The sequence below is a fragment of the Leucobacter manosquensis genome, assembly GCF_018304845.1.
Lineage (GTDB): Bacteria > Actinomycetota > Actinomycetes > Actinomycetales > Microbacteriaceae > Leucobacter > Leucobacter alluvii.
The window spans coordinates 2,727,246-2,740,563 of sequence record NZ_JAFEVO010000001.1 but is presented as its reverse complement, the minus strand read 5'-3'; the positions used below and the strand labels follow the sequence as shown (position 1 = coordinate 2,740,563).

At 66.6% G+C, this 13,318-nt stretch carries 12 protein-coding genes; 2 read left to right on the top strand and 10 right to left on the bottom strand.

The genetic code is table 11. The features are described 5' to 3' along the window. The first annotated feature begins 127 nt into the window (after nt 1-127). Complete coding sequence (locus tag JSQ98_RS12820) at nt 128-1,921, top strand: sigma-70 family RNA polymerase sigma factor (RefSeq protein WP_211650021.1); 1,794 nt, start codon at nt 128-130, stop codon at nt 1,919-1,921. On the opposite strand, the gene JSQ98_RS12815 is transcribed toward JSQ98_RS12820, so the two are convergent. The 6 genes from JSQ98_RS12815 to kdgD all read right to left on the bottom strand — a co-directional run bounded on the left by JSQ98_RS12815 (nt 1,887) and on the right by kdgD (nt 7,651). Beyond that, a complete protein-coding gene (locus tag JSQ98_RS12815; RefSeq protein WP_211650019.1) occupies nt 1,887-2,870 on the bottom strand; it encodes a YihY/virulence factor BrkB family protein in 984 nt (327 codons plus the stop codon). The genes JSQ98_RS12820 and JSQ98_RS12815 overlap by 35 nt on opposite strands. 37 nt (nt 2,871-2,907) lie before the next feature. Next, nucleotides 2,908-3,675, bottom strand: a complete 768-nt coding sequence (locus tag JSQ98_RS12810; protein WP_090146545.1) for a succinate dehydrogenase iron-sulfur subunit — start codon at nt 3,673-3,675, stop codon at nt 2,908-2,910. A gap of 3 nt (nt 3,676-3,678) precedes the next feature. Then, complete coding sequence (gene sdhA / locus JSQ98_RS12805; protein WP_200330208.1) at nt 3,679-5,511, bottom strand: succinate dehydrogenase flavoprotein subunit; 1,833 nt, start codon at nt 5,509-5,511, stop codon at nt 3,679-3,681. A gap of 45 nt (nt 5,512-5,556) precedes the next feature. Further along, complete coding sequence (locus JSQ98_RS12800; protein ID WP_090146540.1) at nt 5,557-6,000, bottom strand: succinate dehydrogenase hydrophobic membrane anchor subunit; 444 nt, start codon at nt 5,998-6,000, stop codon at nt 5,557-5,559. A gap of 17 nt (nt 6,001-6,017) precedes the next feature. After that, nucleotides 6,018-6,434, bottom strand: coding sequence for a succinate dehydrogenase, cytochrome b556 subunit (gene sdhC / locus JSQ98_RS12795; RefSeq protein ID WP_336662772.1), 417 nt, complete (start codon nt 6,432-6,434; stop codon nt 6,018-6,020). A 287-nt stretch (nt 6,435-6,721) separates the two neighbouring features. Then, nucleotides 6,722-7,651 (bottom strand): 5-dehydro-4-deoxyglucarate dehydratase, encoded by a 930-nt coding sequence (gene kdgD, locus JSQ98_RS12790; protein ID WP_090146537.1) that lies wholly within the window; start codon nt 7,649-7,651, stop codon nt 6,722-6,724. A 186-nt stretch (nt 7,652-7,837) separates the two neighbouring features. On the opposite strand from kdgD, the gene JSQ98_RS12785 reads away from it, so the two are divergent. Further along, a complete protein-coding gene (locus JSQ98_RS12785; protein ID WP_200330213.1) occupies nt 7,838-8,731 on the top strand; it encodes a LysR substrate-binding domain-containing protein in 894 nt (297 codons plus the stop codon). Between the two features lie 11 nt (nt 8,732-8,742). Here the strand turns inward: JSQ98_RS12785 and JSQ98_RS12780 are convergent, their stop codons facing one another. Genes JSQ98_RS12780 through JSQ98_RS12765 form a run of 4 tightly spaced genes read right to left on the bottom strand, consistent with a single transcriptional unit; the run spans nt 8,743 to nt 13,207 of the window. After that, nucleotides 8,743-10,395, bottom strand: a complete 1,653-nt coding sequence (locus JSQ98_RS12780; RefSeq protein ID WP_211650017.1) for a M24 family metallopeptidase — start codon at nt 10,393-10,395, stop codon at nt 8,743-8,745. A gap of 35 nt (nt 10,396-10,430) precedes the next feature. Next, entirely contained in the window at nt 10,431-11,213 is a 783-nt protein-coding gene (locus JSQ98_RS12775; protein WP_211650016.1) for an ABC transporter ATP-binding protein, read from the bottom strand. A 25-nt stretch (nt 11,214-11,238) separates the two neighbouring features. After that, a complete protein-coding gene (locus tag JSQ98_RS12770; RefSeq protein ID WP_211650015.1) occupies nt 11,239-12,282 on the bottom strand; it encodes an ABC transporter substrate-binding protein in 1,044 nt (347 codons plus the stop codon). 55 nt (nt 12,283-12,337) lie between these two features. Next, nucleotides 12,338-13,207, bottom strand: coding sequence for an ABC transporter permease (locus tag JSQ98_RS12765; RefSeq protein ID WP_211650014.1), 870 nt, complete (start codon nt 13,205-13,207; stop codon nt 12,338-12,340). Nucleotides 13,208-13,318: the final 111 nt, after the last annotated feature.

Sequence of the window (13,318 nt, the reverse complement as noted above, 5' to 3'; positions counted from 1 at the left end):
TCGAGATTTGCGCGAGTGCGGCGCATACTAGAAGCGGGGGTTTTCCGCGAAACGGTCGCGGTGATCAGAAGGTGGCGCTCGCGCAGCTTTCATTCACAGGGGTAGCCGGATCGTGAGGAGACCCCGAATGCCAGAATCAGCGCACGCGGAGCGTTCCGACGCGGAGTTGCTCGACATCGTCAGGGCGGGCGACACGTCGGCGTTCGCGGTGCTCTGGCAGCGGCACTCTCGAGCTGGTCTCGCGGCTGCTCGCCACTTCGGAACCAGCTCTTCTGCAGAGGACATCGTCTCAGAGGCGTATCTGCGCATCCTCGAGCTCATTCTCGACGGCCGCGGCCCGCACGGGGCCTTCCGGCCGTACATGTACCGAACGGTTCGCACCATCGCCGCAGACGTCTGGCGCCGGCCGGAGGACACGAGCAATGAACTGGAGCGCATTCCCGAGTTCGCCGAGTCCGGCCCCTGGGAAGACCACGCCTTCGACCGGAACGCGGCTGCACGAGCATTCGAGAGCCTCAATGCGCGGTGGCAGGCCGTGCTCTGGTACACCGAAGTCGAGGGAATGCCTCCGCGCGATGTCGCCAGGATTCTCGGGCTCTCAGCCAACGGCGTCTCGGCGCTCGCGAAACGGGCGCGAGAAGCGCTCCAGTCGGCATGGGTGGAGGCTCACATCGATCGCGAGCTTCACGATGCAGCATGCGGCACCACGCTCGATCATCTGCAGCGATACCAGCGCGGAAAGCTCACCGCAGCGGCGAGCCGGGCCGTGTCGGCTCACCTCGACACGTGCGAGAGCTGCGCAGGTGTTGCCGCGGAGTACACCGTCCTCAATCGTCAGCTGGCTCTCGTACTCGTCGGCGTCCTGCTCGGAGGGGCCCCGACGCTCGGCTTCCTGAGCGGTGTGGGCGGGACGACACCCGCCACTGCGGCTGGGTTGGCCGCGGATTCCGCACGGGGCTCCGCGGGGAGCATCCCGCACGGCGCGACTGGCGGGGCTTCGCCAGTCACTCCTGCCGGCGGCGGCTCCGGGTCTGGCGCTGGCGCAGCGGGTACTGCGACCGGCGGCATCCTGAGCGGCCTTTCGGGCACCCTGCTGATCGCCGCGGCCACTGCGGCTGCGATCGTCATCGGCGGCGGAGCGCTCTTCCTGTCGCAGTCCGACGGGCCGAGCACGCCGGCGCTCGCCTCCGAACCGACGAGTGAAGCGGACGAAGCGGGATCGGACGGCGAAGACGAAGACGGATCGGAGCCGGGAACCGGGGACGGCGCCGACCGGTCGAGCAGCGAGTCGGCGGAGGGCGACGCCGGCGCGATGCTCGAGGACCGGGCGTACGACGAGGGCGCAGCAGACACCGAGGCGAACGGTTCGCCGGTCGTCGAAGCGACGCCGGCCGACACCGATACCCCTCCGAGCCAGGGACCCGATGCCGATGCGAAACCGGGCACCGATATGGGCCCGGGGGCCGAACCGCAGCCGTCTCCGGAGCCGAACCCGCGGCCCGATCCGGCCCCTGAGCCGCAGCCCGAGCCCGGCCCCGATCCAGTTCCAGATCCCGATCCCGTTCCGCAGGAGACCGGCGATCCGTCGCTGACTCCGTTCGAGCCCCGCTGGGCGCGGTGCGGAGATGGGCGCGTCTACATCGAGGGTCGCTCATCGCTGCACGGCGCACTCGTGTTCGCGCGCGTGATCGATCATGGGCAGACGAACGAGCACCCTGAGCAGATGCAGGTCCTTGGCGATGCGCGGTGGTACACGAGCACGCCGATCCCTCTGCGAGCATCATCGGTCGGAGACCCCACCGCGGCGATCATCGAGATCCAGCTGCGCCTCGCCGACGGGCGAGCGTCTCCGTGGACGCTGTTCCCGCTCGAAGCGAGCAATGAGCTCAGCGGTGCCCCGGCGTACTGCGCGACTCCGTGAACTGATCGTTCGGGAGACCGAGTTCCGGATTGATCCCCGTCACGATCCAGGACGATGTCAGCAGCAGCGTGCGGCAGATGAGGTTGAACCAGAGCAGGAGGCCGGCGAACACCGCGAAGGTGGCGAGGAGGGGATTGCTCGTGGCGCCGCCGATGAGCACGCCGCCCAGCGCTTTGAGTCCGAGCATCACGAGGGCGCCGAGGCCGCAGCCGACGATGAGGCGCCACCGCGGCACTCGGACCTCGGCGAGGTAGCGATGCATGGCGACCAGCAGCACGAGATCGAACACATAGACCGCGGCATATCTCAGAACGGTGCCGAGCGTGCCCACGAACCAGTTCGCATGATCCGCACCGATCCACGAGAGAAACTGATCGGCCACATTGGAGCTGAGCACGGTGAGCGCCGCTGATACGAGGATCGCGGCGAAGAAGATGATCGCGAGCACGAAGTCCCGCAGTTTCAGCAGTACGGGGTTCCGATAGAGACGCACCTCGAGTCCGAACATGATGCGGATCGACCGGCGCGTGCCCGTGAACCAGTTCAGCGCGACCCACACGAGCACCAACCCCGCGATGCCGCTCGACCAGTCGAAGGCGCGTGCGCTCATCAGCTCGTCGATCGAGACGGCTCCTCCGCTCCCGACGAGCCCGGGAATGAAGAGGTTGATCTGGGCGACCAGCGTTTCGAGCAGTTCCGGTCGGCCCCGCAGCACGATGCCGAAGATGCCGAAGCCCAACCAGAGCGCCGCGAAGACGGCGAAGAGGGCCTGGTAGCTCATGCCTCCGGAGAGCACGATTCCGCCGACGTCGGAGAAGTGCATGTACGTGCGCACGGGTCGCAGCTGCTGGGCCCATCGCCATCGCCGTCTGCCGCGTTCGACGACCTCGGAAACGCGCGTCGCCCCGGAGCCCTCCACTCGTGTGGAGGAACTCCGGGGCGACGTCATTCAGCCACTGTAACCGAGGAGCGAACCTCGGCGTGCCCTACGCGGTCTTCCCGGTGCGGATCGCGGCCTTGACCTCGGCGATGGCCTTGGTGACCTGGATGCCGCGCGGGCACGCATCGGTGCAGTTGAAGGTCGTGCGGCAGCGCCAGACGCCCTCGGTGTCGTTCAGGATGTCGAGTCGCACCTCCGCGTTCTCATCGCGCGAATCGAAGATGAACCGGTGGGCGTTGACAATGGCGGCGGGGCCGAAGTACTGCCCATCCGTCCAGAACACGGGGCAGCTCGTCGTGCACGCCGCGCAGAGGATGCACTTCGTGGTGTCGTCGAAGCGCTCGCGGTCCTCGATGGTCTGGAGACGCTCCTTGCCGCCCTCGGGAGCCGAACCCGAGACGAGGAACGGCTGCACTTCGCGGTAGGCCGCGAAGAACGGCTCCATGTCGACGATGAGGTCCTTCTCGAGCGGGAGCCCTTTGATGGCCTCGACGTAGATCGGCTTCGAGATGTCGAGGTCCTTGATCAGTGTCTTGCAGGCGAGACGGTTGCGGCCGTTGATCCGCATCGCGTCGGACCCGCAGATGCCGTGCGCGCACGACCGGCGGAACGAGAGCGTGCCGTCCTGATCCCACTTGATGCGGTGCAGAGCGTCGAGGATTCGATCCGTCGGGTACATCTCGACGTCGAAGTCCTCCCAGAACGCCTCGCGACCCGATTCGGGGTCGAATCGGCGGATCAGCAGGGTCACCGTGAAGGGCTTCGGTGCTTCCGGAGCTTCGGCGGTGGGAGCTTCAGCAGTTGCAATGCTCATGACCTAGTACTTCCTCTCCAGCGGCGGGTAGCGCAACTCGCCCTGCTCGTTCTTGGTGACGACGACCGGCTTCCAGTCCAGGCGGATGTGATCCTCTGGGTCCGCCGAGTGGGGATCTCCGGAGAGATACGCCATGGTGTGCTGCATGTAGTTCTCGTCATCGCGGTTCGGATAGTCGTCGCGCATGTGCCCGCCACGGCTCTCCTTGCGGTTGCGGGCCGTGTACGTGAGCACCTCCGCCAGGTCGAGCAGGAACCCCAGCTCGATCGCTTCGAGGAGATCCGTGTTGTACCGCTTGCCGCGATCCTGGACTCCGACGTTGATGTACCGCAGGCGCAGGTCGTTGATCACGCCGAGCACCTCGGTGAGCGACTCCTCGGTGCGGAACACCTGCGCACCGCGGTCCATGGCCTCTTGCAGCTCGCGGCGCAGATCGGCGACGCGCTCGGTGCCCGTGCCGTTGCGGAAGCCCTCGACCATCTCGCGCACCATCTTCGCCGGATCCTCGGGAAGCGGGACGAAATCGACGGTCTGCGCGTAGTCGGCCGCATTGTTGCCGGAGCGCTTGCCGAACACGTTGATGTCGAGCAGCGAGTTGGTGCCGAGGCGGTTCGAGCCGTGCACCGAGACGCAGGCGCACTCGCCCGCGGCGTAGAGGCCGGGAACGACCGTGGTGTTGTCGGAGAGCACCTCCGCGTCGTTGTTCGTCGGGATGCCGCCCATCGCGTAGTGCGCGGTCGGGAACACGGGGACGGGCTCCGTCACCGGGTCGACGCCCAGGTAGGTGCGCGCGAATTCCGTGATGTCGGGGAGCTTCGTCTCCAGCACCTCCGCACCGAGGTGCGTGCAGTCGAGATAGACGTAGTCCTTGTGCGGGCCAGCGCCGCGTCCGTCGAGCACCTCTTGGACCATCGAGCGGGCCACGATGTCTCGCGGCGCCAGGTCCTTGATGGTGGGGGCGTAGCGCTCCATGAAGCGCTCGCCCGACGCGTTGCGGAGGATCGCGCCCTCGCCGCGCGCTCCCTCCGTGAGGAGGATCCCGAGGCCTGCGAGGCCCGTCGGGTGGAACTGGTAGAACTCCATGTCCTCGAGCGGCAGACCCTGCCTCCAGACGATCCCGACGCCGTCACCGGTGAGGGTGTGAGCGTTCGAGGTCGTCTTGAAGATCTTGCCGAACCCGCCGGTCGCGAACACGATCGACTTCGCCTGGAAGACGTGCAGGTCGCCCGTCGAGAGCTCGTACGCCACAACGCCGGAAGGCTTGCGCACGCCGTCGACCTCGGTCATCACCAGATCGAGCACGTAGTACTCGTTGAAGAAGTTGACACCGAGCTTCACGCAGTTCTGGAACAGCGTCTGCAGGATCATGTGGCCCGTGCGGTCCGCGGCGTAGCACGCACGGCGCACCGCCGCCTTCCCGTGATCGCGCGTGTGGCCGCCGAAGCGACGCTGGTCGATCTTGCCCTCCGGGGTGCGGTTGAAGGGCAGACCCATGTTCTCCAGGTCGATGACCGCGTCGATGGCTTCGCGGGCCAGGATCTCGGCCGCGTCCTGATCGACGAGGTAGTCGCCGCCCTTGACCGTGTCGAAGGTGTGCCACTCCCAGTTGTCTTCCTCGACGTTCGCGAGCGCCGCGGCCATACCGCCCTGCGCCGCGCCCGTGTGGGAGCGCGTGGGGTAGAGCTTCGTGATCACGGCGGTCTTGGCCTTCGGCCCCGCCTCGATCGCGGCGCGCATGCCCGCGCCACCTGCGCCGACGATGACGACGTCGAACTGGTGATAAATGACGCCGTCCTTGACGGTGACGTCTTCGCCCTGGTGGGTGTCTGTGGTCACGTGAATCCTATTCTTCGTTTCGAAATCCGTTGCTGCGCGCGGGGGTTACGGCGTCGGGCAGAATGACGCGACGAGCGCCGGGTCCGCTCCCGCGGGGCAGGGGTCGAGGGTGTAGATCACGAAGGTGCCGAGCAGGATGAGCAGGGCGGCCGACAGGAACAGCGCGACCTTGAATCCCTGGGCGAGACGCGGACGGGTCACGTAGTCGTTCACGATGGTGCGCATGCCGTTCGCGCCGTGGATCAGCGCCAGCCAGAGGAGCAGGGTGTCCCACACCTTCCAGAACGGCTGCGAGAGCTTGCCGCCCACGAAACCGAAGTCGATGGCGTGCACGCCGTCGCCGATCATGAGGTTCGAGAAGAGGTGGCCGAACACGAGCACGATCAGCAGCACGCCCGAAACGCGCATGTAGACCCAGCCCCACTTCTCCCAGTTGGTGCGCTTCTTCGCCGGCGTCTTCGCGCGCGGAGCATCAATCGTCAATGACATGTCTGTTCTCCTCGCGCTCAGTGACCGAATACGTTCATCAGGTGGCGGGGCAGGAAGCCGGCCATGGTGACCGCCCAGAGCCCCATCACGACCCAGAACATGGTGCGCTGGTATTTTGCGCCCTTGCTCCAGTAGTCGACGAGGATGATGCGGATGCCGTTGTAGGCGTGGAAGACGATCGCCGCGACGAGCACGGCCTCGCCGAGGCCCATCACCGGAGTCTTGTACGTGCTCATGACGGCGTTGTACGCCTCTGGGCTGACCCGCACGAGGGCGGTGTCGAGCACGTGCACGAGCAGGAAGAAGAAGATGGAGACACCCGTGATGCGGTGCAGCACCCAGGACCACATTCCCTCGTTACCGCGGTAGAGGGTGCCGCCAGGGCGGACCTTCTTCCTCGCCACCGGTGCGGCTGCTGCCGTTTGGGCTGACACGGGCTTCCTCCTTCGTCGGGCTTCGCCGAGAGTCACCCGGCGGCTGACATAGCCATCTCGCCATGTGCGGGAACCCCCGTCACCAAGCATGGCTGAGAATCCACTGCGGAACCATTATGACACCTTTCGTGAGCGCTCCTGCACGCGCCCGATGGCCGGGAGACGCCTGTGCTCGTCTGATGATGCAGCCTCGTGTCGCGGTCGTCCGCTGCAGAGACGAGACGGAGCCGGGCGCGCTCCGCACGCCCGGCTCCGTGGTTCGCACCGCGAACGATGATTCACGCGGCTCAGACGAGCGCGGGAACCGCCGCTCGCTCGATGACCTGCGCCAGATCCCTGCGATCCTCAGGGGTGAGCTCCTGCAGCGGTGGGCGCACGGGCCCTCCGGTCCGACCCACGGCATCGAGACCGGCCTTGACGATCGACACCGCGTATCCGGGAACGCGGTTGCGCACGTCGAGATACGGGTGGACGAAGTCGCGCAGCGCTGCGAAGACGGATGCGTGGTCGCGACGGCGCACGGCGTTGTAGAAGTCGATGGCGAAGTCCGGGACGAAGTTGAACATCGCCGACGAATAGGTCGTGACGCCGAGCTCCAGGTACGGCAGGGCGAATGTCTCTGCTGTGGGCAGCCCGCCGACGTAGGTGAGCCGATCGCCCAGCGTCGAGTAGATCTGGGTCATCTGCTCGATCGATCCGACGCCGTCTTTGAAGCCGATGAAGTTCGGCAGCCGATCCGCGAGGCGCACGAGGGTCTCGGCGGAGTACTGGGCGTTCGCGCGGTGGTAGACGATGACGCCCAGCGTGGTGGCCCGGCACACGGCCTCCACGTATGCCGCGAGACCTTCCTGCCCGGCTTCGGTCAGGTAGGGCGGGAACAGCAGGATGCCGTCTCCGCCTGCCGCTTCGACGGCCCGCGCCTGCTCGACTGCCGCGCGCACCGAGCCACCCGCCGGGCCGAGCACCGCGGTGCGGCCTCCGACCTGCTGCACGGCGGCGGAGACGACGCGTGAGACTTCGTCGAGTGTGAGCGAGAAGTACTCGCCCGTTCCGCCTGCGGCGAAGAGCCCGGCGACCGGGTAGGCGCTCAACCATTCGATGTGCTCGCGGTAGGTCGCCTCGGCGAACTCCTGCTCCGCGTCGAAGTGGGTGACCGGGAATGAGAGCAGTCCGGATCCGATCTGACTCGCGAGTGCAGCGGGTTCCAAATTGGGCACGACGTTCAACCTCCGAGAATGTGGGAAACGCACCGTCGCAGCGGGCGATCAGGATGCTGGGGATCCGATGCCTTCACGCTAGGTTGGAGAATAGATACCTGTCCAACATCCGTTATGGATCATTTCATGCACGGAAGGTATGGTTACCAGGACGGCGATCGGGCCGCGGTGAGCGAAGGAGAGCACGTGTCGTACACGCTTGATCAGGTGCGCGCCCTGGTGGCCGTCGCCGAGGAACTGCACTTCGGCAGAGCCGCCGAACGGCTCCAGATGACCCAGCCGCCGCTCAGCAGGCAGATCCAGCGCCTGGAGGCGATCGTCGGCGTGCAACTGCTGCGCCGGAGCAACCGCCGCGTCGAGCTGACCGACGCCGGTCGCGCGTTTCTCGATGAGGCCCGCCGCATCCTGGCCATCGCCGACGGGGCCCCGCAGATCGCGCGCACGGTCGCTGCGGGGCTCTCGGGCGTCGTCCGCATCGGGTTCACCGCGTCGAGCGCGTTCACGCTGCTCGGCCCCCTGCTCGCGCGCCTCTCCCACGCGCTTCCCGACGTGACCATCGAATTGCAGGAGATGGTCACCACCCACCAGCTCGACGCGCTCACGAAGAGCGAGATCGACGTCGCGATCGGTCGACCGCCCTTCGACCCCGCCCATTTCGGTTCGAGGCGCATCCATCGCGAGCGGCTGCTCGTCGCACTGCCGGAGGGCCATCTCCTGTCGCGCCGCACGAGTCCCATCGGAGTCGAGGACCTGGCGAACGAGGACATCATCATGCACTCGCCCGTCGAGGCGCGCTACTTCTACGACATCGCGACGCGCATGATGCCGATCTCCCGGTGGAAGCACCGGTTCACGGTCAGTCAGGTGTCGACGATGGTCGCCCTGGTCGGCGCAGGCACCGGTGTGGCCCTGGTTCCGGAATCCGCGGCCACGCTCGGCATCGCCGGCGTCACCTACGCGCCGCTCGTCACGAGCGAACCGCGGCCCATCGAACTGCACGCCGTCTGGCGCGAGGACGACACCCGGCCCCTGACCCGGCGAATCGTCCACGAGCTCCGCGAGGCGGCTGAGGCCCAGTAGCCCTCGGAGTCCTACTGCTCGCGCAGCGTCAGGTTGTAGGTGCGGTCGCGCCCGATGTACCAGAGGTCCTCGGTGCCGATCGCATGGCGGTCGTAGCGCCACGGGATCTCGGCCGCGCCGTACGAGCCCTCGCGCAAGACGAACCGGTATCCCGGTCGCAGCTCGTTCGCGAATGACTCCTGCTTGCCCATGAGGTGGCCGACGTTGCGCTTGCTGTACTCGACGTCGAAGTCGACCTCGTCGCCGAGCAGACCGATCTCCTGCATCCTCGGCCGCACCGTCGCGAGGTGCTCGAGGGCTCTCGCATGGACGTCCTCGCAGATCACGCCTGGGCGCAACTGCGGAATGATGACTTCGCGCACCGCGTGCGTCAGGATCTCGTAGGCCTCCCGGCCCTCGGGAGTGCGCAGCACTGAACGCGCCATGTCGCTCGTCGCGACCACCACGCCGTCGATCACGATCTTCACGCCGGCGTCGAGCTGGATGCACGTGGTGGATGCGTCGAGCGGGAACTCCGTCGGCGGACCGGGGAAGAGCATGCGCTGCGACGAGTGCAGGTTGGTGAAGTAGGGCTCGATGCCGAATGGAATGCGCTGCTCGTTGCGGAAGCGGTCGAGATACTCCAGGTAGCGGGCGTAGAGCACGTTCTCGGTGAAGGTCTCGCCAGCATCGAGGTGCTCGTGGGCCCAGGCGACCGTCTGCTCGATCGCCGTGGTCGAGGCGCGGGCGGCGATGACCTGGAACGGCAGGTCTTCGGCGTCGCGCTCATCGCGCCACGAGCCGAGCGCCCGGGAGGCGGAGACCAGCACGGAGCCGGCATCGGTGAGGCGGATGCCGAGCGCGCACTGCTCCCACTGCTCCTCGAAGGCGATCCGGGGACCGGTCGCGACCGCCGCGATGGCCTCGGCCGTCGAATCGTAGGCGCCAGCGGGCGTTCCCGCGATCCCGCGCAGCTGCTGCTCCGCGATCACGAATACGCGCCCGTCGGCCCACAGCGCGACGGTTCCCGGCTGCCAGACCGTACCCGTGACCTCCGAGTAGTTCGGAGCCGAAGACAGCAGGATCGCGTCGACCCCCAGCTGGTCCGCGACGTCGGACAGCGCGGAGAACCTGGTGTCGGCATCGGCCGAGAGCTCGCGTTCCAGGCCGACGAGGTGCCCGACCTCCGAGATGAGCCGCTCGGCGACGGGAATTCCTGCAGCGCGCCAAACCGCGAATCGGGCGAGCACCGCCGCCTGATCGACCTCGTACACGTGCACCGGTCGCGCTCCGGGCAGGTCGACGCGCACGTCGACCTCACCGCTGAGCTTGAGGTAGTGCGTATACGGAGCACGGGGATCGAGGTCGACCGGCCGTTCTCCCACGAGCTCCTTGACGAGAGCCGGAAGACTCGCGGCAGCCGGGAAGTCGGCGACCGGCCGGGGATCGATCGTGACCCAGGGCTCGTAGAAGCGGATCCGCTCGGGGTCGACGCCGCCACCGGTCACGATGTTGCCCTGCTCCTGCTGACGGGCGAGCATCAACTCGGTGCCGGCGTCCTCGAAGATGAGCGGCGTGACGAACGGGAACGAGTCGAGGCGAATCGCAGAGAATAGGAGGCGATCGTTCGGGACGAAACCGTAGCGCTCGGTGACTGCCTGCGGGTCGCAGATGATTCTTGCCATAGTGCGTATCTTCCTAACTGCTTCGTGATTGTCGGTCAGCTGATTCCGGCTTCGACGCCGAGAAGCCCCTCGACCTGCGAGACGAGTTCCGCGAACTCGTCGGCGTATCGTGTGTCTTTGGTGCGGGGCCTCGCCAGGTCGACCTTGATGTCGGCGATGATGCGGCCGGGCCGATCCCCGACGACGAGCACGCGATCCGCGAGCCACACCGCCTCTGGGATGCTGTGAGTGACGAACAGCACACTGCGCTTCGTCTCCTGCCAGATGCGCTGCAGCTCGAAGTTCATCTGGTCGCGCGTCATGGCGTCGAGCGCGCCGAAGGGCTCGTCCATGAGCAGGATCTCGGGGTGCGAGACCAGGGCTCGGCAGATCGAGACGCGCTGCTGCATGCCGCCGCTCAGCTCGTACGAGTAGTTCTTCGCCTTGTCGCCGAGACCCACGAGCTCAAGCAGTTCGAGTGCGTGCGCCTTCGCCTCCTTGTTGGAGCGCTTGCGGAACTCCATCGGCAGCAGCACGTTGGCGAGATTGTTGCGCCATGGGAGCAGGGTGGGGCTCTGGAAGACCATCGCGATGTCGCGCAGGGCCTCCTTCACTCCGCGTCCGCGCACGAGCACCTCCCCCTCCGTGTTCTCGAGGAGCCCGGAGATGATCTTGAGCAGCGTGGTCTTGCCGCCGCCCGACTGGCCCACGATGGAGACGAACTCGCCCGGGGCGATGTCGAAATCGCAGCCGCGCAGTACGGTATTGCTCGCGCCGCCCCTGGCGGTGTAGGTCATCCCCACATCTCGGACGCTGATGACCGGTTCGGTGATCGTCATGATCGGTGTCCTTTCCGCCACCCGCTCACGCGGTCGGCGCCTCGATCTGCTCGTCGGGTCCGAGGGGCTCGAGGAATTCGTTCGTGTAGATGTCGGCGGGCGAGATGTCGTCGGGATTCTCGAGTCCGAGGTACTCCGCGGCGAGATCGATCTGCTTCTGCACCCCCGCATCGCTCATGGTGCCGAACCCGTTCTCCGTGTTCTCGTCGTCCCACATCAGATCGCACTGGCCCGAGATCGCGTCGGCGACGGCGGCCTCGTCGAAGCCCGGCACCTTCGCGTCGAACGACTTCGCGGTCTCCTCCTGGTTCTGGCATGCCCAGGCGAACCCTCGCTGCGTCGCTCGGTTGAAACGCTCGACGAGCTCCGGGTTCTCGTCGATGGTCTGGTCTGAGGTGATGACGCCGTTGCCGTAGTAGAGCAGCCCGAGATCAGCCCAGTTGAGGATCACCGGGTCGTAGCCCTCCGCGATGAGCGTCGGCCCGTCGGAGACGGAGAGCGCGAGGTTCGCATCCCACTGGCCTGCGATGAGGCCCGGGATCTTCGCCTCCCCGGCCGCCGAGACGATCTCGACGTCGCCCTCGCTCCACCCGAGCTTGTCGAGCACCGCTGGCCACATCGCGACCATGGCGCCGTTGCCCTCGGTCGCGACGGTCTTTCCTTTGAGATCGTCCCAGTCCGAGATTCCGGAATCGGGCAGTGCCAGCGCGGCGTAGGCCGACTTGCCCTGCACCAGGTTGATCTGGCGGATCGATGCGCCCTGGGCCCGATTCAGGATGGAGACGTTGTAGTCGGCCCATCCGAAGTCGACGCGGCCGGTGTCGACGGAGGCCACTGTGTTCGCCGATCCCGAGCCCGGCATGATCTCGACCTCGATGCCCTCGGCCTCGTAGAACCCGGCATCCACTGCGGCGTAGAAGGGGGCGTGCTTCGGGAGTACGGCGACGTCGAGCATGAAGTTGACCTGGTCGGTGCCGCTGTCGCCGGCTGCGCCGGAACCGGCGCAGCCGGTCACGAGGAGCGCGGTGGCGGCGATCATTGCCGCGACCGTTGATTTCTGTGCGCGCATGTGCGGGCTTCCTTTCTAGAGCGGAGATGCTGCGGAGCGGTGCGGATCGAAAGCGCTACTTGACGTGATTGCGCCACGGCAGCAGTCGAGCCGCGATCACGGTGATGAGATAGAAGAGCAGGAGCGAGATGGCGGCGAGCACCATGAACGCGGCGAACATCGTGGCGAGATCGCTCTGCGCGTTCGCTCGGAGGATCACCTGGCCGAGTCCGTCGGTGCCGGCGATGAACTCGCCGACCACGGCGCCGCCGACCGCGAGGGAGATGGAGATCTTGGCACCGGAGAAGATTGACGGGAGCGCGTACCAGAACTCGATCTTCCGCATGCGCATCCAGGCGCTCGCGTTGTTGATGCGCGCGAGCTCCTTCAGCTCGTTCGGCACGGCCGAGAGCCCGTCGAAGGTGTTGATGACGAGTGGGAAGAAGGCGATCGCCATCGCGACGAATGCTTTCGACTCGAACCCGAATCCGAACCAGACGATGAACAGCGGCGCGAGCGCCACCTTGGGGATGGTGTCCACTGCGATGAGCGCCGGATACAAGAAGTGGCGCACCGCCGGGATGTAGAAGAGCGTCGCTCCGCAGAGCACCCCCAGCCCCGTGCCGAGCGCGAAGCCGGCGAGCGCCTCGGTCACGGTCACCCAGGCGTGGTGGGCGAAGTAGTCGGGCTGAGCGAAGAGCTTCTCGAACGCGGCGATGGGCCCGACGAGCAGGTAGGTCGGTATCTGGAAGACGCGAACGATGAGTTCCCAGATGGCGAGGATCGCGAGCATGCCGATGGCCGCCTTGACGGCTTTGTCGACCCCGCTGGGCAGGACGCGCTTGCGCGCGGCCGGGGCGATGGAGATGGTCTCTGTGAGACTCGAGGGAGCGGCGATGCTCTGCTGATCCCCGACCGACGTGTGCTTCGAAGTATCGATGTTCATGGCCTTCCCAATTTCGACGTGTGGCGACCAGCTCTGGGCGAGTCGTTTCGGAAGCGCATCCACTCTCGACGAGTCCTCGACGATGAGGCGGACGAAGCATGACCATCAGTA

What these genes read in the sequence shown, in the direction of transcription:
- JSQ98_RS12775 (WP_211650016.1), bottom strand. Translation starts at nt 11,213, where the DNA reads ATGACGATCACCGAACCGGTCATCAGCGTCCGAGATGTGGGGATGACC.
- JSQ98_RS12765 (WP_211650014.1), bottom strand. Translation starts at nt 13,207, where the DNA reads ATGAACATCGATACTTCGAAGCACACGTCGGTCGGGGATCAGCAGAGC.
- JSQ98_RS12800 (WP_090146540.1), bottom strand. Translation starts at nt 6,000, where the DNA reads ATGTCATTGACGATTGATGCTCCGCGCGCGAAGACGCCGGCGAAGAAG.
- JSQ98_RS12810 (WP_090146545.1), bottom strand. Translation starts at nt 3,675, where the DNA reads ATGAGCATTGCAACTGCTGAAGCTCCCACCGCCGAAGCTCCGGAAGCA.
- JSQ98_RS12780 (WP_211650017.1), bottom strand. Translation starts at nt 10,395, where the DNA reads ATGGCAAGAATCATCTGCGACCCGCAGGCAGTCACCGAGCGCTACGGT.
- JSQ98_RS12815 (WP_211650019.1), bottom strand. Translation starts at nt 2,870, where the DNA reads ATGACGTCGCCCCGGAGTTCCTCCACACGAGTGGAGGGCTCCGGGGCG.
- JSQ98_RS12820 (WP_211650021.1), top strand. Translation starts at nt 128, where the DNA reads ATGCCAGAATCAGCGCACGCGGAGCGTTCCGACGCGGAGTTGCTCGAC.
- JSQ98_RS12770 (WP_211650015.1), bottom strand. Translation starts at nt 12,282, where the DNA reads ATGCGCGCACAGAAATCAACGGTCGCGGCAATGATCGCCGCCACCGCG.